Genomic DNA, 22,643 nt, shown 5'->3' with positions numbered 1-22,643 from the left:
TGCAGCATGCCTTTGGATACCATATAGCTCTATGGCTAAATTTTATTCGCAAACGGTATAACGGTATGGTATAATATGTATGATTTGTTATGAGAGCAAGTGTTGATGGAACATAGTTCGGTCAGGTACCATATGATGCACCTGGCTTTTAACAAACTGAGGAGGATTTTCATGGCGACTATTAACCAGAATTATCAGAAACTGCCGGGGAGCTATCTTTTTGCAGAAATCGCACGTCGTGTAGCGGCTTATAAAGAAGCACATCCGGAGGCTGACATCATCAGGCTCGGCATCGGTGATGTCACGCAGCCACTGCCGCAGGTCTGCATCGATGCCATGCATAAAGCCGTGGACGAGATGGCGCATCAGGAGACGTTCCGTGGCTATGGGCCAGAGCAGGGGTATCCTTTTCTGATTGAGGCAATCCGCGAGCATAATTATACGAAGCGCGGTATCCAAATCGCATCGGATGAGATTTTTGTCAGCGATGGCTCAAAGAGCGATACGGGCAACATTCAGGAGATTTTTGGGCTCGATAACAAAGTGGCAATCACCGATCCCGTTTATCCTGTCTACCTCGATACGAATGTTATGGCAGGCCGTACGGGTGAGATGCAGGAAAATGGCTATTTTGCTGGTGTTACGTATCTTCCCAGCAACGCTGACAATGGGTTTACACCGGATCTACCAAAAGAGCATGTAGATATGATTTATCTTTGCTGCCCGAACAATCCGACTGGGACAACGCTTTCTCGTGAGGCACTCACGAAGTGGGTGAACTACGCAAAGGAAAATGATGCGGTGATTCTCTTTGATGCCGCGTATGCGGCTTATATCAGCGAACCGGAGGTACCTCGCTCCATCTATGAGATTCCTGGGGCGACGGATTGTGCCATTGAGTTCCGTTCCTTCTCCAAGACGGCCGGATTCACCGGTACTCGCTGTGGTTATACGGTCATTCCGAAAACTGTGATGGGCAAGGCGGCTGACGGCAGTCGTGTGCGCTTCCGCGATCTCTGGAATCGTCGTCACACGACGAAGTTCAACGGTACAGCTTATATTGTGCAGCGTGGTGCAGCGGCAATCTACACCGATGAGGGGCAGGCCCAGATCAAGGAACTGATTTCCTACTACATGGAAAATGCTCGTATCATTCGTGAAGGGCTGAAATCTGCCGGTATTACTGCATACGGCGGCATCAATGCGCCCTACATCTGGCTGAAGACGCCAAACGATATGCCTTCGTGGGATTTCTTCGACAAACTGCTCACGGAAGTCAACATCGTCGGTACTCCTGGCGCTGGTTTCGGTCCTTGCGGCGAAGGATATTTCCGTCTTACGTCGTTTGGCGATCGCGAAAACACCAAGCGCGCTGTGGAACGTATCAAGACACAGCTCCACATCTGATGATGGGAAACGATATCCAGATGTTGCATGCGCTGAATCGTTTGCGGCAGAGCATAAAGGCAGTCCATGCCATCAGAAATGAAATCAACAAAGGACTTGCTGGCATTCGGCGGGAGAATCTCTCTCAGGCACTTACACAGAAAAAGCACCTGAAAAAGCTCAAACAATCTTATGAACGTCTTACGCAGGAAACGGCCTGCCTGCCGCCGTTGGATCAGGCGTCCATTCTCGAGCCGGAGTTCGACTATATTACGACGATAGAGAATATCCTCACAACAACACAGGAACTCAAACGCGGTGCAGACATCGGAGCAGAAAGTAGAGAGGCTCTTCAAGATGGTCTTGTGAAGTTTTACGATGGCTTGCGGGCAGAACTTCTTGCTGCAGGTACGGAGAAAAAAGCAAAGTAAAGCAAGGATGGAAACGGCAACCCCCGGACGCATTTCGTCCGGGGGTTGCCGCGTGTATGTGATATTGGGGATGATGGACGTTCGAAACAACCATGCATGGAGCAGCAGTATTCTGAGCACGGTTGTAACGAGCATCTATGTTATATATAGCAAATTACACGCCGACAATTGTTAGACCCGTGTTATAAATATATGTAAATAGTGGCAATAGGCGCTGAAAATTCTTGATTCATTTCTTTGATCTTTTTCTGGCAGAGCTTTTTCATTGCCCCTTTGCGTTCACCTTCGTTGACGCTCGTTTTCTGAGGCGTTATAATATTCGTGTATTTACTGTAAGGGCAGGCGCACAGGATCCAAAAATGGTCGTTTGTGCGTGCAGTTTATGATGGAATTGGATGGTGAAATTTTAATATGAAAGTCACGAAAAAAGATCTCGAGAACGTGGCGGTTCTTTCGCGTCTCTCAATCCCTGAAGCTGAACAGAAAAAATATATCGAGCAGATGGATGCAATTCTGACTTACATGGATAATCTCTCAGCTGTTGATACGGAGAATGTCAATCCTACGACGTATGCCTTGCCAATGGCAAATGTGTTCCGTGAAGATATTGTCAAGTCATCCTTGGCACGCGACGCGGCCCTGAGCAACGCACCAGTGAAAGAGAATGGTTATTTCAAGGTGCCGAAGGTACTCGAGGACTAAGGGAGGAATGACTGTGAGATATTTTGCTCAGCCGGGGCATGTCCTTCATGACATGCTCGTCAAAAAGGAGATCAGCGCGACGGAACTTACCAAGGATGTTCTCGCACGAATCGAAGAAGTGGAAGGGACGATCGGTGCTTATCTGACATTGACTAAGGAGACTGCTCTAAAAGAGGCCGCGGCAGTTGATGAGAAAATTGCACGAGGGGAAAGGACGACATTTCTAGAGGGACTCCCGGGGGCCATCAAGGATAATATTTGCACGTGCGGCGTCAGGACGACGTGTGCGTCGAAGATCCTTGAGCATTTCGTTCCGCCTTACGATGCAACCGTCATGAAAAAAATCAAGGCGGTCTCTCCTGTTCTGCTTGGCAAGACGAATCTCGACGAGTTTGCTATGGGTGGCTCGACGGAAAACTCAGCTTATCATGTGACGCGCAATCCGTGGAATACGGACTGCGTACCGGGAGGATCGTCCGGTGGCAGTGCGGCAGCTGTTGCTGCCGGCATGGCAATCTGGGCACTTGGATCGGATACTGGCGGTTCGATTCGCCAGCCAGCCTCTTTCTGTGGCGTTGTGGGTCTCAAGCCGACGTATGGCCGTGTCTCCCGTTACGGCCTCGTTGCCTATGCTTCCTCGTTGGATCAGATTGGGCCGCTTGCCCGCGATGTCACGGATGCGGCGAACCTCCTGAATATCATTTCAGGTCATGATGAGATGGATGCGACCTCTTCTGCTGCGAAGGTGCCGGATTTTACAGCAGCACTTCGTGAAGATGTCAAAGGAATGAAAATCGGCCTGCCGAAAGAATATTTCACTGAAGGTATGGATCCTGAGGTGGAGAAAGCTGTGCGTGAGGCCATTGAGACATATCGATCTCTGGGCGCAGAGATTATCGAGATTTCCCTGCCGCATACGAGCTATGCGATTTCGACGTATTATCTCATCGCACCGGCAGAGGCGGCGACGAATCTGCAGCGCTATGATGGCGTAAGCTATGGCGAGCGCGTCGATGGCAGCGATCTCGTTGAGATGATGACCAATACGCGCACGGAGAAGTTCGGCGAAGAGGTCAAACGCCGTATCATGATTGGCAACTATGCGCTTTCCGCTGGTTACTATGATGCCTATTACCTCAAAGCGCTGAAAGTCAGGACGCTCATCCAGCAGGATTATACGGCCGCTTTTGAAAACGTCGATGTCATCATGTGCCCGACTGCGCCGACGCCAGCATATCCCATTGGTTCGATGATTTCTGATCCCTTGCAGATGTATCTGCAGGATATCTGTACTGTGCCGCTCAATCTGGCCGGTCTCCCCGGCATCTCGATTCCCTGCGGCACGAGCAGCAAGGGAATGCCCATCGGCTTGCAGATCATCGGCAAGGCGCTCGATGAAGAAACCATCCTGCGCGCTGCCTATACGTATGAACAGAGTCAGGATTACCATAAAGAACTGGCACCGCTGGGAGGGACGAACTGATGAACTATGAAGCCGTCATCGGCCTTGAGATTCACTGCGAGCTGAAAACGAAGACGAAGATTTTCTGTGGTTGCGCGACCGGATTCGGCGCTGAGCAGAATACGCATGTTTGCCCGGTCTGCCTTGGCTTGCCAGGCGTGCTGCCGACCATCAACAAGCGCGTCGTCGAGTTTGCCATCAAGGCAGGCCTGGCCACGAATTGTGAAATCAACAAATATAGCAAATTTGACCGCAAAAATTATTATTATCCAGATTTGCCGAAAAATTGGCAGACGAGCCAGTATGATCTGCCCATCTGTATCAATGGCTGGGTGGACATCGACGTCGAGGGCCAGAAAAAACGCATCCGTCTTACACGAATCCACATGGAAGAAGATGCCGGCAAGCTCGTTCACTCTGGAACAACGATCAAGGACTCTATTTCCAGTGATGTAGATTACAACCGTACAGGCGTACCGCTTCTCGAAATCGTCTCGGAACCGGATATGCGCTCGGCCGCAGAAGCGCGCGCTTACATGGAAAAAATCAAGGCCATCATGGAATACATCGATGTGTCGAATTGCCGCATGGAGGAAGGTAATCTGCGTGCTGACATCAACGTTTCCCTGCGTCCCGAGGGCAGTGAAGAACTCGGCACACGTACAGAGATGAAAAATATCAACTCCTTCAAGAGTCTTGAGGATGCCATCAATTACGAAATCGAGCGTCAGACCGAGGTGCTCGAAGATGGTGGCCATGTAGTACAGGAAACGCGCACGTTTGATCCAGCTCGCGGCATCACACTTTCGATGCGCAGCAAAGAAAATGCGCATGACTATCGTTATATGCCTGAGCCAGACTTGCCGCCCATTATTACGAGCGACGAAACCATCGAAAAGTATCGTGCCGAACTTCCTGAGTTGCCGGATGCACGCCGCGCGCGTCTCGAGAAAGATTATGGACTCTCTGATTACGATGCGGGCATCATCACGAGCACGCGCGCAATGGCGGAATACTTCGATGCTGTTGTCAAGACAGGGGCAGATGCCAAACTCGCAGCCAATTGGATCATGGGGGATCTTGCCAATGCGCTCAATGAAGACAGCGTAGATATCGCCAAATCTCCAGTAGAGGCGCAGCGGCTTGGTGCGATGATCCTGCTCATCATGAAAAACACCATTTCCGGCAAGATTGCTAAAAAAGTATTCAAAGAAATGTGGACGAACCCTGATGCACCGGAAAAAATCGTCAAAGACAAAGGATTGGTGCAGATTACGGATACAGGCGCAATCGAAAAAGCAGTGGATGCTGCCATCGCAGCGAGCCCCAAGGCTGTCGAAGAGTATAAAGGCGGCAAGAAAAAGGCGCTCGGGGCGCTTGTCGGCCAAGTCATGAAGGCGACCAAGGGAAAGGCGAATCCCCAGATGGTCAACCAAATGCTGGTGGCAAAGCTCGGCAATTAAGATGAATACTCAGAGGAGAGTGCTGGTCAGGTATCTTGCCTCATATTCCTTTTGATGCAATGAACAGATCAGGCGTTCCCCGGATAGACACGAAAACCTTCCCGCAAGGGGAGGTTTTTTCAAAGGAGCATCACAATGAATTTTCAAGCTGCGATTTTCGATCTCGATGGTACCCTCATCAACTCACTGGAAGATCTTGCAGATAGCGCAAATGCTATGCTCGCCTCCTATGGCTTTCCCACGCATCCGCTAGATCCTTATCGTTATTTTGTCGGCAATGGTTCTAGAAAACTGATTGAGCGCTGCCTGCCCAAAGAAAAGGCTACTGATCCGGACTTCGTAGAGGAAGCGCTTCAGCGCTATAAGGAAATCTATGCGCATCATACAGAAGATAAGACCCGGCCTTATGCCGGCATCTTGTCCGCACTGCAGATGCTCCAGCAACAGGGAATTCCCATGGGAATCTGCACAAATAAGCACCAGTCTGCTGCCGATGAAATCGTTGCACACATGTTTCCTCAAGGCCTGTTCCGTACAATCTCAGGAGATCGCCCTGGACTTCCACGCAAGCCACATCCGCAGAAAGTCCTAAAAATGGCAGAGGATTTTGGCGTGGCCCCGAGGCGCGTTGCTTACTTTGGCGATACGAGCGTCGATATGGATACCGCGCACAATGCGGGATTCTATGCGGTGGGTGTCCTTTGGGGATTTCGCCCCCAGGAGGAACTGGTCGCGCATGGTGCAGATATTCTCCTGGCGTCACCGGAAGAAATCACGATTAAGCTATCTTTTGCAAGGAAATAACCACATGACACTGCAGAAATTTGATGATTTTTTGATGAATACAGCACGCTGGCCTTATGTGCCAGATTCGTTTAGTCTCTGCCAATCGAAGGATTCTGCGGAATATGAACAACGAGGCGGAAAGCGAGAAGAACACGCATGAACAAAAAAATACCAGTGGAAAAGGGAAAAAGCTATGAACTTGTCATCCATACGCTTGGAACCAATGGTGAAGGCGTTGGCCGTATAGATAACTTCACCGTTTTTGTCCCACATGCGCTTCCGGGAGAGCGCGTGCGAGTAAAGTTGAACGAAGTAAAGAAAACCTATGCGTCTGCTCACATTGAGGAACTCCTGGTTCGAAGTCATGATCGTGTAGAGCCGCGATGTGCTGTGTACTGGCAATGCGGCGGCTGCCAGCTGCAGCATCTTGCCTATGATGCGCAGCTACGCGTGAAACGTCAGCAAGTCATCGACGCAGTGACACGCATCGGTAAACTGCAGAACCTTTTCGTTGCACCAACTATAGGGGCTGTCACCCCTTGGAATTACCGCAATAAGATGCAGTTCCCTGTGGGCATGGAAAAAGGCCATGTCGTTATTGGCTGTTATGCCCGTAATACACATCACATCATCTCTACGGAAAGCTGTCATATACAGGCAGAAGGGAATAATGAGATTGTTCGTGTCGTTGGTGAAATTATAGAACGGCTCCAAATCCCTGTCTACAACGAGGACCGTCATATCGGTGTCTTGCGCCATATCATCGGCCGTGTCGGCGTGGACGGTGAGCTCATGGTTGTCATCGTTACGGCTACGAGAAATCTCCCGCGTGAAAAAGAGTTTGTACGCTTGCTTCGCTCCAAACTTCCCCAGCTGGTTAGCATACATCAGAACATCCAGACCTATCGGAATAACGTCATCATGGGGCGGGAGACACGTCTCCTCTGGGGGCAGACAACCATCCGTGATGCCTTTGGTCAGTTATCCTTCCATATCTCACCACGCTCGTTTTTCCAGGTCAATACGGCGCAGGCAAATGTCCTTTACAGTATGGCACTAGAATATGCCCAGCTTACCGGTAACGAAACCGTCATCGATGCCTACTGCGGTACGGGAACGATAACCTTGTTCTTAGCGAGAAAAGCACGGAAGGTGTATGGTATTGAAATTGTCAAGCCGGCAATTCTTGATGCAAGGAGAAACGCAAGGGATAACCATATAAAAAATGCCGAATTCATTGTTGGCGATGCCACGGAAGTCATGCCTCGCCTATATAAACAAGGCATACGCGCCGATGTTGTCGTCGTCGACCCGCCACGTGCCGGCTGCACGCCGACAGTCCTCCAGACTTTCGCAAACATGCACCCCCGCCGTATTGTCTACGTCTCCTGCAATCCTGCAAGTCTAGCCCGTGATCTCTCTATTTTACAGACGCTTGGGTATGTGGCAGAGAAAGCCCAGCCTGTTGATATGTTTCCTATGACGAGCCACGTCGAGACGGTATGCTTGATGTCACGGAATATATAGTGGTTTTTATATTTTCAAGCCACTATATATTGTTGAAGGCCTTAAAACACTACTGTTTACTAGGTTGAGGCTATGGGAGGAATCATTTCGATTAAAGCCCATATGCTGAAATGCGTGGAACAGATCGCGTTTGCGAAGCATGGATAGGACATCATGAGCCTCATATCTTGAAACCATTAATTAGATGACAGATAAGAGGTCGAGAATCTGACTTAGATGTTTTTGTATGTCGAGTATGCAAGATAGACGTTAGAAAAACGGATAGCATAGAACAAGAGCAGGTATTCCCGTTTTGGTGAGTACCTGCTCTTATTTATTGTGAGTGCCCAATAACCCACCATATAGAGCTAATCTTTTTCATATCTTGCCTTGATTTCCTCCAGTAACTATCTTATAATGATAGTTACTGGAGGAAATATTATGATACAGACAACAGAGGCTTTGCTGTTTCAATTAGGGCAGCAAGGCTATCGCAATCCGCAGACCAAGATTCAGCGGCTCGTCCGCGAGAAGAAGCTGATTCCTGTTCGGCGGGGGCTTTATGAAACGGATCCGCATGTCGAGCCATATCTTTTGGCAGGTGTAATCTACGGGCCATCTTATATATCGTTTGCCTCGGCGCTCTCGATGTACGGCATGATTCCGGAGCGGGTCTATGCCTGTACTTCTGCCACGCAGAGCAAGAATCGTCGCAAGGAATATCATACGCTGTTCGGAACCTTTCTTTATCAGGATGTCCCTGCATCTGTATACCCATATGGTGTGCTCTGGAAGACGGATGGGAAGGCGTACAGTTACCAGATTGCCACTCCCGAAAAGGCCCTTTGCGATATGCTCTATATCCAGAAACCTCCGATTTATTCTGTGAAGGATTTGGAGTACCTGCTGTTTGCCGACCTGCGGATTGATGAGGAAGGTTTCTCCAAACTGAATCGGAAAGATTTGCAGTTACTTTGTCCGAAATATCATAAAGCGACATTGACGCAGCTTTTCTTGTTTTTGAATCGGGAAGGACAATGAACATGATGAGCAGCATACAGTCGATGATGGAACGCTATCAGTCCCAAAACGCAGAAGCATACCGTAACGCCCTGAAGGAAATCGTGCAGGAAATCGCTTTGTACAGTACGAGTAAGACTTCTTTCAAGCGATCACGGAGAATTTGACGGCAAATATGCCAAAGAAACAAGAGCGAACCCATTAATTAAAATGGCTGTAAGAATCCCGATAGACAGTGTTGTTAGGCGCTTACTATTCGTTTATGTCTACGCTTATGCCGGACTTGAATTTAATCGCAAAGTGGTCTGGAAATACTTGAATGCTTCTGATGAGTTTTCGTACCAGCGATTCATCAAATTCCGTCAGATTGGATGACTGCTCTTTGATGAATTCCTGCAATTCTTTGATGCGGTCCAAGATTTCTTTCTGGCCGCGCAGATTTGCTTCGGCTTTTTCTTTTTGCTCCCGTAAACGGAAAATTTCATTGGCGATGGCATCGTAGGCTTGGCGTCTATTCGTTTTTGCGATGAGCTCTTGTTGTAATTCTTCCAGACGCTTCTGGATGACTGCTGGGGAAGGCGTGCCAGATTGAGCAATGGCTTTGGCCAGATTTTCCTGCATCTTCTGAATGAAGGAATTGCTGTCCAAGAGAATTTCATTCATTGCTTTGATAGAAATTTCCTTGAGCAGCGCCTCATTTACCGTGCGATTCGTGCAGGTTGTATTTGCCGCAGATGGCTCTAGTCTTGTAATGCAGCGCCACACGATAGATTTGCAGCCGTGATTGTTCCAATGGACGCGCCGGTAAAGATCGCCGCATTCACCGCAGTAGACAATCTGAGAAAAGCAGTTGTTGCTGGAAAAATTACGCCGTTTCCCAGAAGGGCTGGTATGAACAACGCGGCGGCGGACCAGCTCGGCCTGGACTTGCATAAAAATATCTTTGGGAATAATGGCCTCGTGGTCATTTTCTACATAGTATTGAGGAACGATGCCGCTATTCTTGACGCGCGTTTTTGTCAAAAAATCAGTCGTATAAGTTTTCTGTAATAGCGCGTCTCCCATATATTTTTCATTTCGCAGGATTTTGTTGACGCTGCTTTCGTACCATTTCGTTTTACCGGCACCAGTAAGGACACCGTCTTTCTCCAAATGTTGTGCAATTTTTTTTGTGCTGTATCCTTCCAGGTATTCTCGATAAATCCGCTTAACGACTTCCGCTTGTTCAGGATCAATGATGAGATTACCTTTTTCGTCTTTCGTGTAACCTAAAAAATGGTTGTGGTTGATTTGCACTTTCCCTTGCTGGTAGCGATACTGAAGGCCGAGCTTCACATTCTGAGAAAGTGATTGTGATTCCTGCTGGGCGAGACTCGCCATGATGGTAATCAATACTTCGCCTTTAGCATCCATGGTGTTGATGCTTTCTTTTTCGAAGAAGACCGGGATGTTCTTATCTTTCAATTTTCGTATATACTTTAAGCAGTCCAGGGTGTTGCGAGCAAATCGACTGATGGATTTTGTGATGACCATATCGATATTTCCGGCCATGCATTCGCTAATCATGCGATTAAATTCTTCACGCTTTTTGGTGTTTGTGCCTGAAATGCCGTCATCGGCGAAAATGCCGGCAAGGACCCATTCAGGATGATTGTGGATATATTCTTTGTAGTGAGAAACCTGCGTTTCATAGCTGGTTTCCTGTTCATCAGAATCTGTGCTGACGCGGCAGTAGGCGGCAACGCGCAGCTTTTTTTCTTCCGGCTTTTTTATGGTATTGCCCATCTGTTTTTTAGCTGGAATGATCATGACAGTTGCCATTCGTAAACCTCGCTTTCAATCAGGCTGTAAAGATATTCAGCCTGCAACTTCGGATCTTTATACTGTTTGACAATTTTGGCCATTGTAAAGGAAGTTGGTGCGGATGATGGCTTTACCTTTGCTTTGCGATGCAATCTCCCCAGCAAAATGGCACGTCGCAGGAATTCCGCAGAAGCCTTATCAAATGTGTCCTTATCTATGATAGCAGGATAGAAGTTATCTCCAAGATAGTGTTTATTCTGCATCAGCCGTTTGGCCGAGCAGTGATATGTTTCCATTCCAGCTTCAGCGGCAGCTTTTTTCAGTGACATGCCGGAAAGATAGTTTTTATAGAGCCGTTTGATTTGCTCAGACTGTTCTTCGTTAATGACTGCTTTGCCGTTTTTTATGGTATATCCATAAGGTGTATGTCCCATATCATTGCCTCCTTTCCGTCAGGGTAAGGCCGCATTTTAACACGAAGCAGATTTCGTCGCGAGAACGAATGAGGATGGAGTCCACGAATTGTTCAAAGAGTGTTTCATCGAATGCTGTTAACGGTGAGGATTTTTCAGCAAAGCGCAAAAGCCTCGTGGTTTCTGGTACATGATTCATACTGTCAGAAACGGAATGCTTTAAAGCATTCATCTCCTTTTGATACGTATCGTATTGGGAAAGGAGTTCGTTTAATCCTTTATTGTAGATGACAGGACCAATCACACCTTGCGACAAAAGTTTCGCTAACGTTTCCCTTTTTTCAGCGTTCTGAGCAATTAGCGTATGGATTTTCTGCATCCTGTTCAGTGAACCATCATCCGGATTTCTTTTTAACGCTTGCAGATAAGGGATCAAGATGGTTTGATGAAAACATATCAGCTTATTCATCATGATGATAAAAGCCTTTTTTAAGACCTCGTCGCGAATAAAAAGCATGTGGCATTTATTTTTATTTTTGAGATGAGTGGTGCAGCACCAGGCTATGTATTTTCGCCCGTTGGAGTTGTGTATCCGACGCTTGAACGCGCTGCCGCATTCGCCACAGATTACTTTACCCGAGAATACATAACGATTCTGATATTTTTCGCTTCCTCGTACCACGCCTTTTTCGCTGGCTCGCTGTAGGATTAACTTTTGTGCGTTCTCGAAATCTTCGCGTCGGATGATTGCTGGATGATGATCTTTGATCAGGTATTGTGTCATTTCGCCATGATTGTTATGACGTCGGAAATGAGAATCCGAGTATGTTTTTTGGAACAGACAGTCACCAACGTATTTTTCATTGGTTATCATGTTGCGAATGGTGGTTGAGGTCCAGTGCCTGCTTCGCTTTGATGGAACGTTACGTTCGTTTAAAGCATTGGCGATCGCCTGTGTGCTTTTTCCGGATAGAAGCATCGCAAAGATTTTTTTCACAACGGCTGCTTGTCCCTGATTGACAATCAGCTGCTTTCCGTCCCAATCATAGCCATAGGGAGAAGAGCACACTTTGAATGTGCCAGTCTCGAACCGTTTCTGTATGGACCACTTGATATTTTCTGCAATCGATACAGATTCGTTTTCAGCCAGGGTGGAAAGCAGGGATAAAAAGAGCTCGCTTTCCATAGAGCCGGTATTGATGTTTTCTTTTTCAAAGTAGATGGGAATATGCAGGGCGAGTAAATCCCTGACGATTTCCAGACAGTCTGTAGTATTTCTACTGAATCGGCTGATTGATTTCGTTACAATGAAATCAATCTTGCCAGCTTTGCAGTCGTCCACGAGCCGTAATAGCTCTGGGCGTTTTTCTTTTTTCGTACCCGTGATGCCTTCATCATAATAGATGCCCGCAAATTTCCAATCATCACGGTTGTTGATGTAGTTCTCATAATGAATCTTTTGTGCGTCAAGGCTTTCAAGCTGTGCGTCAGAACTTGTAGAGACACGGCAGTAAGCAGTAACCCTGATTTTTTTCTTGCTCTTCAATGAAGATGGGGATTCCGCAATTTTTGTTACCTTCTTCAAGCAGACCGCTCCTTTCCAGGTCTATATATCACTCTATGACTAGGATATTTCAAGTCCTTTTGGCAGTATTTCCGCAAATAGGGGAGGAAAAGTTTCGCGATTGATATTGGAGAGAATGTGAAATTCTTTCTTACTGATGAGGTGATTAGCCAGCATAGCTCTGGCGATGCGTTGCGCCATATGAAAGCATAATTCGCTTTGCAGGCGTTCGGTAGTGTAGTAGAGATCAGGTGGTTTTGGGGTGAGGTTGTCCATAAGATTTATCTCCTAATTTTTTTATGGGAGGTGAGGAGGAACAACTTTCTCACCTCTACTTTCTTATGGAGAAAGCAGAGCTCTTTGAGCAAAGAAAAATGGAATACTTCAATAAAAGCCGCAGGCTCTTCTTGGTGGGAGAGACCTGCGGCTTTTGCTCAATCATAGGATAGTTCTCCATTAGGAAGTAAGAGAAGCGATTCCGAGCAGCTTGAAAAAATTATCCAAAGGCTTGCTCAAAATCAGAATCCTTCTCCAAAGGGAAGTAGAAGGTGCGATAAGGCCTTCGGAAAGGAGCAAACGCGATGGACAAAAACGATCTAGATATCGACATTGCCATGCGCAATATGGCGGAAGAAATCCAGATTCTTCATGCCATTAGTCAGGTATCCGCCAGGATGGCAAGGACGTTATTTCTCTTTGCCATGAATCATTTTCCATTGGAAGGAGAGACAATTAGTGACAAATGAAGAGACAGTAAAGGAAATCGCACAATTACTACACACGGCTGCAGACGCCATCTGTCATGCAGCGGATCAGCTGAATCGAATGGCGAAAAAGGAAAACGGCAGCGAAGTCCATGCATCCAGCAACAAGCAAACGCCACAGCTGACATTGGAAGAAGTCCGCAAGGTGGCCGCTGATAAGGCTCGTCAGGGATTCACGGAAGAAGTTCGCAGCCTGATCCAGAAGTACGGAGCGGACAAGCTGTCCAGCATTGATGCGGCGCAGTATGAAGCGTTCTTGAAGGAGCTGGAGGTGATTGGCCATGCCGGATAAACACGCCGTACTGTCAGCGTCGTCTAGCTATCGCTGGCTGGTTTGTCCGCCGTCCGCACAGGAATGCGCCAAGATTCCGGATACACCGAGCGAGTTCGCTCGGCAGGGGACGGAGGCGCATACGCTCTGCGAATTCAAGGTGAAGACGGCGCTGGGACAGAAGCTGGAAGCCCCGACGGAATCTCTTACCTACTTTGATGAAGAGATGGCGGAATGCACCGATGAATACGCACAGTTCGTCATGGAATCTCTGGCCTCTGCCAAAGCATCCTGCAAGGACCCGATGATCATGGTGGAACAGCGGCTGGACTTTTCCAAGTGGGTGCCAGGCGGATTTGGAACAGGCGACTGCATCATTGTGGCTGACGATACCCTGACGGTCATCGATTACAAGCACGGCTTGGGAGTTCTGGTGGATGCCGAGAGGAATCCGCAGATGCTGTGTTATGCTCTCGGTGCGCTGAACCTGTTTGATGGCATCTATGATATCCGCCGGGTGTCCATGACTATCTTCCAGCCCCGCCGGGACAACGTCAGCACCTGCACCATGAGCAAGGAAGAACTGCTCCAGTGGGCCGAAACAGTGCTGAAGCCTACCGCAGAACTGGCGGCGAAGGGAGAAGGAGAGTACAAGGCTGGCGACCATTGCCGTTTCTGCAAGATCAAGGCGACTTGCCGCAAGAGGGCTGAATACAATCTGGAACTGGCTCAGTATGATTTCGCCGTCCCATCCACGTTGCAGGATGAAGAAATCGAAGCCGTCCTTTCGAAGGCCGATGAACTGGTGAACTGGGCCAGTGACGTCAAAGAGTACGCTTTGCAGCAGGCCCTGTCCGGCAAGCAGTGGGACGGATGGAAACTGGTCGAAGGCCGCTCAAACCGCCGCTACGTAAGCGAAGAAGCAGTCGCCGCCAAAGTGGAAGAAGCAGGCTTCGACCCATATGAAAAGAAGCTGCTCGGCATCACAGCGATGACGAAACAGCTCGGCAAGAAACGGTTTGAAGAACTGCTGTCAGGTTTAGTGGAAAAGCCGCAGGGCAAGCCGGTCCTGGTGCCGGCATCGGATAAGCGTCCGGCCATGTACATCGCAGCAGATGAATTCAATGATGAAAAATAAGGAGGAACTTGTTATGTCCAAGAATTATGTCAATCCGTGCAAAGTGATTACCGGAGTCAATACCAGATGGTCTTATGCCAACGTCTGGGAATCGAAGTCCATCAATGGTGGTACGCCGAAGTACAGCGTCAGCCTGATCATTCCTAAGTCGGATACGAAGACCGTAGAAAAGATTCGTGCTGCGATCAAGGCTGCCTACAAAGAAGGCGAAAGCAAGCTCAAGGGCAATGGCCGTGTCGTACCAGCTCTTGAAGCCATCAAGACGCCGCTCCGTGACGGCGACCTGGAACGCCCGGGCGATGATGCCTATAAGGACAGCTTCTTCGTCAATGCCAATTCGGCGACCAAGCCGGGCATCGTCGATGCCGACTGCCAGCATATCCTGGAACGTTCTGAAGTTTATTCCGGCGTCTATGGGCGTGCGTCCATCAACTTCTATGCCTTCAATAGCAACGGAAATAAAGGCATCGCCTGCGGCCTGAACAACCTCCAGAAAATCCGCGACGGCGAGCCCCTTGGCGGCAGACCGCGTGCGGAAGATGATTTCGCTACGGCTGCTGATGATGATTTTCTGGCCTAAGGAGGGATGAAGATGGAGACGCTAATGAAGCTGATTCTGGAGTGCCTGTACTGCTTGCTTGCGCTGTGCGCTTGCGGATTCTTTATGGCCATGATTTATACGGATATCAAAAAAGACCAGCGAGATGAAGAAATGGATCGGCGCCGGGAAGAACGGGAAGAAGAATATCATCGTAAGCGGATGGAATCCATCCAGAAATAAGTACTATTCCATGGTGGCGACGGGGCTTTATGCCTCGTCGTTTTTGAGGTGAAGCGTATGAAAACCATCAGTATCGACATTGAGACATTCAGCGATGTCAATCTGGCGAAATGCGGCGTGTACAAGTATGCAGAATCGCCAGCCTTTGAAGTCCTCCTCTTCGGTTATGCCGTGGACGGGGGCGAAGTGCAGGTCGTTGACCTGGCGCAGGGAGAGAGCATCCCGGATGATATCCTGGATGCCCTGACCGATGAATCTGTCACCAAGTGGGCGTTCAATGCCAGTTTTGAACGTGTCTGTTTGTCGCGGTATCTGCGTGATCTGGGGAGAAGTCTGGACCCATTTCATGATCATCATCCGCTTTCTCAGGACTGTGCCAGGTTCCTCAATCCGGCGGGATGGAAATGCTCCATGATCTGGTCGGCCTATATGGGACTGCCTCTTTCTCTGGAAGGCGCAGGGACCGTGCTGAATCTGGACAGCCAGAAGCTGAAGGAAGGCAAAGACCTGATCCGCTATTTCTGCGTTCCTTGCAAGGAAACTAAATCGAATGGCGGCAGGACAAGAAACCTTCCTCAGCATGACTTAGACAAATGGACCTTATTCAAGTCCTATAACAAACGGGATGTGGAAGTGGAAATGGCCATCCAGGAGAGGTTGAAGAAGTATCCCGTACCGCAGCAGGTATGGGATGAATATCATCTCGACCAGGAAATCAACGACCGGGGCATTGCCATTGACCGGACATTGGCTGAAAATGCCATCGTCATCGATGCCCGCAGCCGGGAAAGCCTGATGGCTATGCTGAAGGAAAAGACGGGCCTAGAGAATCCGAACTCCGTCATCCAGATGATTGGCTGGTTGGAACGGCACGGGATGAAGACCGATTCTTTGGGCAAGAAGCAGGTACAGGAGCTGCTGAAGACGGCAGAAGAACCGTTTCGCAGCGTACTGCTACTCCGGCAGAAGCTGGCCAAATCCTCGGTCAAAAAATACCAGGCCATGGAAATGACGGCCTGCGAGGACAGTCGGGCCAGAGGCATGTTCCAATTCTATGGGGCCAATCGGACTGGGCGATTTGCCGGTCGTCATATCCAGCTGCAAAATCTGCCACAGAATCATCTGCCGGATCTCGCAGAAGCTCGGGAATTGGTACGACAGGGAAATTATGAAGCCTTGAAACTCCTGTATGATTCCATCCCCGATGTCCTTTCCCAGCTGATCCGTACGGCCTTTGTGCCCCGGAAAGGGATGAAATTTGTCGTATCAGACTTTTCGGCGATTGAAGCCAGAGTACTATCGTGGTTGGCAGGAGAAACATGGCGCTCAGATGTCTTTGCCAGGAATGGGGATATCTATTGCGCCTCGGCCAGCTTCATGTTCGGCGTTCCTGTGGAAAAACATGGCCGTAATGCGCATCTTCGGCAAAAAGGGAAAATCGCAGAACTGGCGCTTGGCTATGGCGGTTCCATCGGTGCGCTGAAGGCCATGGGCGCTCTTGAAATGGGCCTTACGGAAAATGAGCTGTATCCTCTGGTGCAATCCTGGCGGTCGGCCAATCCGCATATCGTCGATTTTTGGTGGCAGGTGGATGCCGCCGTGAAAACAGCCATCAAGGAACAGATCCCCATGCAGGTCGGCTGCATCCGCTTCCTGTACCAAAGCGGCATGCTGTTTATCCAACTTCCCAGCGGACGGCGGCTTTCCTACGTAAAGCCTCGGATGGGAGAGAACCGCTTCGGCGGCGAGTCCGTCACTTATGAAGGCATCGGTGCAACGAAGAAGTGGGAACGGCTGGAGAGCTACGGCCCGAAGTTCGTGGAAAACATCGTCCAGGGCATCAGCCGGGACATTCTCTGCTATGCCATGCAGACATTGCAGTGCTGTGCCATCGTCGGCCATGTCCATGATGAACTGATTATCGAGTGCGACAGAAATGTCAGCGTCGATGCCATCTGCGAGCAGATGGGGCGGACACCGCCATGGGCCGAAGGATTGTTGCTCCGGGCAGACGGATACGAATGTGAATTTTATCAAAAAGATTAATCCTATTGCTCAAATACAAAGTTTTTCTCCATAGGTAAGTAGAGGGTTCCTTAGAAAGGAGAGACGGCTATGGATTTATTTAATGATGAGCATTATGCGGACCCTACGCCGCAGCAGGCAATATCTCGGATACAGGCAAAAAAAGGAACGGCGAATACGTACCACCCTTTGGCGTATATATGTTCGCCGTTTTCCGGGAATGTCTTAGAAAATATCAAAAATGCCAGGAGGTATTCTCGCTTTGCTTTTGAGCAGGGATATATCCCCATTGCCCCGCACTTGCTTTTTCCACAGTTTCTTGATGATAGGAAGCCGGAGGAGCGGGCTATGGGACTGTATTTTGGCAATGTGCTTATGAATTTTTGCCGTGAAGTGCTGGTGTTTGGCAATACTATATCTCCTGGTATGGAGGCAGAAATTCGACGGGCCAGATGGAAAAATTACAGACTGCGATTTTTTAATGACAACTTCGAGGAGGAACAAAGATGAAGTTTACAGTCTATACCGCGAACTGCACGGGAAATGAACGAAATGTCCTGTATCCCAATCGAGTAGAAATCACCGATGGAAATGCTTTGCAATCCGCTGCTGTTTACGATCATGTTTGCGCAAAATATGAAGGCTGCTGCCGGGGCCGGGAGAAGTTTTTAGCATCTAATGTAGTGGTCATGGATTGCGACAACAGCCATACCGACGATCCGGCGCAGTGGGTAACAGGAGAAAAGCTGATGGCAATGCTTCCCGATGTAGCGATGGCTGTGGTTCCGTCGCGCAATCACATGAAAGAGAAGCATGGAAAAAGTGCCAGACCAAGGTTCCATGTTTATTTTATGATTCCGGAGCAGAGAGATGCCGACACTTATACAGCGCTGAAACAAAGCATCCAGCGACGCTTTCCTTTCTTCGATGGTGCTGCACTGGATGCCGCCCGGTTTCTTTATGGCAGTTATGCAAAATCCAGCCTTTGGCAGGATGGGAAAAAGACGATTGCCGATTTATTTTGCCAAGAGGAACAAGGCAAATCGATTCCTCAGGGGCAGCGCAACAACACCATGTCGCAGTTTGCGGGCAGACTCGTCAAGCGCTACGGTGTGACGGAGCGGGCACATATCATATTCCTTGAACGGGCAGCGGAGTGCGAGCCCAGGCTTTCCGACGATGAGCTCGGCACGATATGGCGCAGCGCCGCAAAGTTTGCGAGGAGGGTGCAGGCGCAGCCAGGATATGTGCCGCCCGAGGAATATGAGTTTCAGCGTATGTCGCTGAAGCCAGATGACTACAGCGACATCGGTCAGGCAAAGGTGCTGGCGCGCGAATATGGGAGCGAGCTGAAATACACGCCAGCGACCGATTATCTCCGCTATGACGGCACAACCTGGAATGAATCCAGGGCGCAGGCCGTTGGAGCGGTGGAGGAGTTTTTGGACCTGCAGCTGGCAGACGCGCAGGATGCGGTGAAAAAAGCAGCCGATGCGCTGACTGGGGCAGGAGTGGCCAAGGAAAAGGTTTCCAAGGGTGGAAAGACGCTGGAAAAAGAAATCACGGATGTCAGGAGAAAAGCCTATGCCGCGTATCTTTCTGCCCATGCTTATCTGACGTTTGTCGAGAAACGGCGCGACATGCGGTATGTGCTTTCTGCACTGCAGGCCGCAAGGCCGATGCTTGAAATCCGGGTGGCGGATCTTGATCATGATGCTTTCCTGCTGAACACGCCTGACGGCACTTATGATTTGCGTTTGGGATTGGCAGGAAAAAGAGAGCACCGGCCCGAGGATTATGCGACCAAGGTTACGTCCGTCTCGCCCGGCGATCAGGGAAAGCAGATCTGGCAGGACGCCATCGGTACCTTCTTCTGCGGAGACATCGAGCTCATGGACTATGTGCAGCAGGTGGTCGGCCTCGCGGCGGTGGGAAAGGTGTTCGTGGAAGCCCTCATTATCGCATATGGCGAAGGGCGCAACGGGAAATCAACATTCTGGAACACCATATCGAGGGTGCTTGGAACCTACAGTGGCAATATCTCGGCGGACACGCTGACGGTCGGCTGCAAGAGAAACTACAAACCGGAGCTTGCCGAGGCCAAAGGAAAGAGAATGCTCATAGCGGCGGAACTGGATGAGGGCATGCGGCTGAATACCGCAATCATCAAGCAGCTTTGTTCCACGGATGAAATCCAGGCTGAGAAGAAGTACAAAGACCCGTTCCACTTCACGCCGAGTCATACGCTCATCCTGTACACGAACCATCTGCCGCGCGTCGGCGCCAATGATCCGGGAACCTGGCGGCGACTGCTGATCATTCCGTTTGACGCTGTGATCGAAGGGAACAGCGATATCAAGAATTACGCGGAGTATCTGGCAGAAAAAGCTGGGCCCGCAGTGCTTTCCTGGGTGATTGAGGGGGCGCAGAAAGTCATCCAGAATGGTTTCCGCCTGAAGCGACCTTCAACGGTGGAAAGCGCGGTGGCTTCTTATCGCGAGAGCAATGATTGGCTGGGACATTTCTTGTCTGAGTGCTGCATGGTCGGAGTAAACTGCCATGCAAAGTCCGGTGAGCTGTACAGCACTTACCGAGCCTATGCGTCTAGTGCTGGCGAGTATGTACGCAGCACGACGGATTTCTATTCTGCTATGGAGTTTCGGGGCTTTACCAGGCATAGGACGAAGAAGGGCGTCATCGTTGATGGATTGATGCTTCTTGAGGCCAGGGAGTTTCTGGAGTGAAATACCATCATCATGTGTGATTTTAGGGTGGTGGAGAGAAGCAGGAACTAAGTTTTTACTGTCTATTTTACTAATAAATATTTAATGGTGCAGGTACATGAAGGTCGTTATATAAAACCCCCTTTAGGGCAGTTTTATCACAAAAAAACCTATATAGGGAGTTTTAGGAATCGACCTACTCCAACCTGCACCCTGCGGATAAAACGGCTTGATGAAAGGGAGCAGATCAACATGAGAGAACGGGATATCGAGCGCAGGCTCATGACGGAAACATTGAAGCGCGGAGGCGTGGCGCTGAAGTTTGTCAGCCCCGGCTGCGCGGGCGTGCCGGACCGCATCGTGATGATGCCAGGTGGGAAGATGGGATTCGCGGAGCTTAAGGCTCCGCACCAGAAGCCGCGCCCGCTGCAGGAGCGGCGCATCCGGCAGATGCGGGCGATGGGATTCAAAGTTTTTGTGATTGACAGTATCGAACAGATCAGCGGTGCATTGGATGAAATCGAGGAGGATTCATGATGCAGATACAGCAGCTTGAGAAGAGGATGAAGCGCATCAAGCCGGGCGATGAGATTCATTTCAACAGCGTAGGCGCCTGCCGCGTGCCGGGCGATATGGGACGCAATATCAGCATGACCATTCCGGCGGATGGTACCGTGGAGCGTGTGTATCCGCGCTACGTCCTGGTCAGTCTGGGACGCGTCAGGGAATGCGTTCTGTGGGACGGCATCGCCGCCGTGAATGGCAGGCCTTGGCCGCTGTACAGGGAGGGCAAAGCCTCATGAAGTACACGCCTCATGCCTATCAGCGGTACGCCGCGCAGTTTATACTGAACCATCCGGCAGCGGCAATCTTCCTGGACTGCGGCCTTGGCAAGACGGTCATTACGCTCACGGCTATCCGGGAACTTTTGCATGACTCCTTCGCCGTACGGAGAGTGCTGATCATCGCGCCTCTCAGAGTAGCGAGAGACACCTGGCCGAGCGAGATTCGGAAATGGGATCACCTGTCAGGCCTGACCTATGCCGTAGCTGTGGGGAACACCGCCAAAAGATTGGCGGCGCTCCGCCAGAAAGCGGAGATCACCATCATCAATCGGGAGAATGTCGACTGGCTGATAACAAACAACACGTTCGACTTCGACATGGTCGTCGTTGATGAACTGAGTTCTTTCAAGTCTCATCGGACGAGACGCTTCAAGGCACTGATGAAGGTGCGGCCGATGGTGAGCCGCATCGTGGGGCTCACCGGGACACCGTCAAGCAACGGCCTCATGGATCTCTGGGCGGAGTTCCGGCTTCTGGACATGGGCAAGCGTCTCGGAAGATTCCTCACGCAATACCGGGAACAGTACTTCCTGCCGGACAAGCGGAACGCGCAGATGGTTTTCACCTACAAGCCGCGTCCGGGAGCCGAAGAAAAAATCTATGAAGCCATCAGCGATATCACCATCTCGATGAAGTCCGGGGACTACCTGGAACTTCCCAAGTGCTTGACGAACGTGGTGCAGGTAGAGATGAACGAGCGGGAGCGCAGGATCTACGAGCGGCTGAAAAAAGACATGGCGGCGGAAATCGATGGCAAGGAAATCGACGCCATGAACGCCGCCGCGCTTTCAGGAAAACTCCTGCAGATGGCAAACGGCGCTGCCTACGACGGAGAAGGCCGGGCCGTGCACCTGCACGACAGGAAACTCGACGCGCTGGAGGATCTGGTCGAGAGCGCGAACGGGCGTCCGGTCCTCATCGCCTACTGGTTCCGTCATGACCTTGAGCGCATCCGCGGGAGATTCCCCGGGGCAAGAGAACTCAGGCAGGAGGCCGACATCGCTGATTGGAACGCCGGAAGGATCAGCATCGGACTCATCCATCCTGCGAGCGCGGGCCACGGACTCAATCTGCAGGATGGCGGCTCCATGCTGATCTGGTTCTCTCTTGCCTGGAGCCTCGAGCTCAACCAGCAGACGAACGCCAGACTCTGGCGTCAAGGACAGAGGCATACCGTCACCATCCACTACCTCGTGATGAAAAACAGCATCGATGAAAGTGTGATGGCGGCACTCACACGAAAGGATAAGGTGCAGGAAGCACTCATGTCAGCCGTAAAGGCAGAATTCGGAAAGGAGTGATACCACATGGATTCCTATGAGGCTCTGGCGAACGCCATCATCACGCAGGCAGCGAAAGACTACAGAACCGCGGCACCACAGGGGAAAGCGGCCATTCGCAAGTTTTTCCGCTCCGCTTATTTTACGATTCTCACATCACTTGATCCGGAGTATCTGATTGCACGACTGGAGGCGGAAAAGGCATGAACGCCAAGGAATTCTTTCAGCGGAATTATTACCTGGAGCAGCGAGTAAACAGCAGACTCCGAAGACTTTCCGA

25 protein-coding genes are annotated in these 22,643 nt (G+C 50.1%); 21 read left to right on the top strand and 4 right to left on the bottom strand.

The features are described 5' to 3' along the window. Positions 1–171 precede the first annotated feature (171 nt). From F599_RS0108885 to F599_RS0108850, 9 genes are all read left to right on the top strand, one after another. Positions 172–1,407: an LL-diaminopimelate aminotransferase gene (locus F599_RS0108885; protein WP_019543176.1), complete on the top strand. Its 1,236-nt coding sequence runs from the start codon at positions 172–174 to the stop codon at positions 1,405–1,407. After that, positions 1,407–1,817: a hypothetical protein gene (locus F599_RS0108880; protein WP_019543175.1), complete on the top strand. Its 411-nt coding sequence runs from the start codon at positions 1,407–1,409 to the stop codon at positions 1,815–1,817. Before F599_RS0108885 ends, F599_RS0108880 begins: the two co-directional genes overlap by 1 nt. Positions 1,818–2,228: 411 nt before the next feature. After that, positions 2,229–2,519 (top strand): Asp-tRNA(Asn)/Glu-tRNA(Gln) amidotransferase subunit GatC, encoded by a 291-nt coding sequence (gene gatC, locus F599_RS0108875; protein WP_019543174.1) that lies wholly within the window; start codon positions 2,229–2,231, stop codon positions 2,517–2,519. Positions 2,520–2,571: 52 nt separating this feature from the next. Beyond that, positions 2,572–4,002 (top strand): Asp-tRNA(Asn)/Glu-tRNA(Gln) amidotransferase subunit GatA, encoded by a 1,431-nt coding sequence (gene gatA / locus F599_RS0108870; protein ID WP_418871434.1) that lies wholly within the window; start codon positions 2,572–2,574, stop codon positions 4,000–4,002. Then, positions 4,002–5,444 carry an Asp-tRNA(Asn)/Glu-tRNA(Gln) amidotransferase subunit GatB gene (gene gatB / locus F599_RS0108865; protein WP_019543172.1) on the top strand — a complete coding sequence of 481 codons (1,443 nt, stop codon included), beginning with the start codon at positions 4,002–4,004 and terminating at the stop codon, positions 5,442–5,444. Before gatA ends, gatB begins: the two co-directional genes overlap by 1 nt. A gap of 135 nt (positions 5,445–5,579) precedes the next feature. Continuing rightward, complete coding sequence (locus tag F599_RS0108860) at positions 5,580–6,248, top strand: HAD family hydrolase (protein ID WP_019543171.1); 669 nt, start codon at positions 5,580–5,582, stop codon at positions 6,246–6,248. 4 nt (positions 6,249–6,252) lie between these two features. Then, entirely contained in the window at positions 6,253–6,390 is a 138-nt protein-coding gene (locus F599_RS15570) for a hypothetical protein (protein ID WP_156021981.1), read from the top strand. After that, entirely contained in the window at positions 6,387–7,757 is a 1,371-nt protein-coding gene (gene rlmD / locus F599_RS0108855; RefSeq protein WP_019543170.1) for a 23S rRNA (uracil(1939)-C(5))-methyltransferase RlmD, read from the top strand. Before F599_RS15570 ends, rlmD begins: the two co-directional genes overlap by 4 nt. Before the next feature lie 420 nt (positions 7,758–8,177). Beyond that, on the top strand, positions 8,178–8,777 hold the full coding sequence (locus F599_RS0108850; RefSeq protein WP_019543169.1) for a type IV toxin-antitoxin system AbiEi family antitoxin domain-containing protein: 600 nt from the start codon (positions 8,178–8,180) through the stop codon (positions 8,775–8,777). Between the two features lie 231 nt (positions 8,778–9,008). Here F599_RS0108850 and F599_RS0108840 read toward each other — a convergent pair whose 3' ends face one another. Genes F599_RS0108840 through F599_RS0108825 form a run of 4 tightly spaced genes read right to left on the bottom strand, consistent with a single transcriptional unit; the run spans position 9,009 to position 12,812 of the window. Beyond that, positions 9,009–10,577, bottom strand: a complete 1,569-nt coding sequence (locus F599_RS0108840) for a recombinase family protein (RefSeq protein ID WP_019543167.1) — start codon at positions 10,575–10,577, stop codon at positions 9,009–9,011. Then, positions 10,562–10,993 carry a hypothetical protein gene (locus F599_RS0108835; RefSeq protein ID WP_019543166.1) on the bottom strand — a complete coding sequence of 144 codons (432 nt, stop codon included), beginning with the start codon at positions 10,991–10,993 and terminating at the stop codon, positions 10,562–10,564. Before F599_RS0108835 ends, F599_RS0108840 begins: the two co-directional genes overlap by 16 nt. Position 10,994: 1 nt before the next feature. After that, positions 10,995–12,557, bottom strand: coding sequence for a recombinase family protein (locus tag F599_RS0108830; protein WP_019543165.1), 1,563 nt, complete (start codon positions 12,555–12,557; stop codon positions 10,995–10,997). Positions 12,558–12,596: 39 nt separating this feature from the next. Beyond that, positions 12,597–12,812 carry an SHOCT domain-containing protein gene (locus F599_RS0108825; protein WP_019543164.1) on the bottom strand — a complete coding sequence of 72 codons (216 nt, stop codon included), beginning with the start codon at positions 12,810–12,812 and terminating at the stop codon, positions 12,597–12,599. A 305-nt stretch (positions 12,813–13,117) separates the two neighbouring features. Here F599_RS0108825 and F599_RS15565 point away from each other — a divergent pair, with 305 nt between their 5' ends. The 12 genes from F599_RS15565 to F599_RS0108760 all read left to right on the top strand — a co-directional run bounded on the left by F599_RS15565 (position 13,118) and on the right by F599_RS0108760 (position 22,570). Then, positions 13,118–13,282: a hypothetical protein gene (locus F599_RS15565; protein WP_019543162.1), complete on the top strand. Its 165-nt coding sequence runs from the start codon at positions 13,118–13,120 to the stop codon at positions 13,280–13,282. Next, on the top strand, positions 13,272–13,592 hold the full coding sequence (locus F599_RS16065) for a hypothetical protein (protein WP_019543161.1): 321 nt from the start codon (positions 13,272–13,274) through the stop codon (positions 13,590–13,592). Before F599_RS15565 ends, F599_RS16065 begins: the two co-directional genes overlap by 11 nt. Then, the gene (locus tag F599_RS0108805; RefSeq protein WP_019543160.1) at positions 13,582–14,709 is read left to right on the top strand and encodes a DUF2800 domain-containing protein; all 1,128 of its coding nucleotides are present in this window, start codon (positions 13,582–13,584) and stop codon (positions 14,707–14,709) included. Before F599_RS16065 ends, F599_RS0108805 begins: the two co-directional genes overlap by 11 nt. Before the next feature lie 13 nt (positions 14,710–14,722). Further along, positions 14,723–15,289 carry a DUF2815 family protein gene (locus F599_RS0108800; protein WP_019543159.1) on the top strand — a complete coding sequence of 189 codons (567 nt, stop codon included), beginning with the start codon at positions 14,723–14,725 and terminating at the stop codon, positions 15,287–15,289. 12 nt (positions 15,290–15,301) lie between these two features. Then, on the top strand, positions 15,302–15,490 hold the full coding sequence (locus tag F599_RS0108795) for a hypothetical protein (RefSeq protein ID WP_019543158.1): 189 nt from the start codon (positions 15,302–15,304) through the stop codon (positions 15,488–15,490). Positions 15,491–15,547: 57 nt separating this feature from the next. Continuing rightward, positions 15,548–17,536 carry a DNA polymerase gene (locus tag F599_RS0108790; RefSeq protein ID WP_019543157.1) on the top strand — a complete coding sequence of 663 codons (1,989 nt, stop codon included), beginning with the start codon at positions 15,548–15,550 and terminating at the stop codon, positions 17,534–17,536. Between the two features lie 69 nt (positions 17,537–17,605). Further along, the gene (locus tag F599_RS0108785) at positions 17,606–18,025 is read left to right on the top strand and encodes a DUF7768 domain-containing protein (RefSeq protein WP_019543156.1); all 420 of its coding nucleotides are present in this window, start codon (positions 17,606–17,608) and stop codon (positions 18,023–18,025) included. Then, positions 18,022–20,259 (top strand): phage/plasmid primase, P4 family, encoded by a 2,238-nt coding sequence (locus F599_RS0108780; RefSeq protein ID WP_019543155.1) that lies wholly within the window; start codon positions 18,022–18,024, stop codon positions 20,257–20,259. The genes F599_RS0108785 and F599_RS0108780 overlap by 4 nt, the downstream gene beginning before the upstream one ends. Positions 20,260–20,490: 231 nt before the next feature. Then, positions 20,491–20,775 (top strand): VRR-NUC domain-containing protein, encoded by a 285-nt coding sequence (locus F599_RS0108775; protein WP_019543154.1) that lies wholly within the window; start codon positions 20,491–20,493, stop codon positions 20,773–20,775. Continuing rightward, a complete protein-coding gene (locus F599_RS0108770; protein ID WP_156021980.1) occupies positions 20,772–21,041 on the top strand; it encodes a hypothetical protein in 270 nt (89 codons plus the stop codon). Before F599_RS0108775 ends, F599_RS0108770 begins: the two co-directional genes overlap by 4 nt. Further along, positions 21,038–22,384: an SNF2-related protein gene (locus F599_RS0108765; protein ID WP_019543152.1), complete on the top strand. Its 1,347-nt coding sequence runs from the start codon at positions 21,038–21,040 to the stop codon at positions 22,382–22,384. Before F599_RS0108770 ends, F599_RS0108765 begins: the two co-directional genes overlap by 4 nt. 6 nt (positions 22,385–22,390) lie before the next feature. After that, positions 22,391–22,570: a hypothetical protein gene (locus F599_RS0108760; RefSeq protein WP_019543151.1), complete on the top strand. Its 180-nt coding sequence runs from the start codon at positions 22,391–22,393 to the stop codon at positions 22,568–22,570. The last annotated feature ends 73 nt before the right edge of the window (positions 22,571–22,643 follow it).

The sequence above is a fragment of the Selenomonas bovis DSM 23594 genome (genome assembly GCF_000381005.1).
Taxonomy (GTDB): domain Bacteria; phylum Bacillota; class Negativicutes; order Selenomonadales; family Selenomonadaceae; genus Selenomonas_C; species Selenomonas_C bovis.
This window is presented reverse-complemented; position numbering and strand designations above follow the sequence as displayed.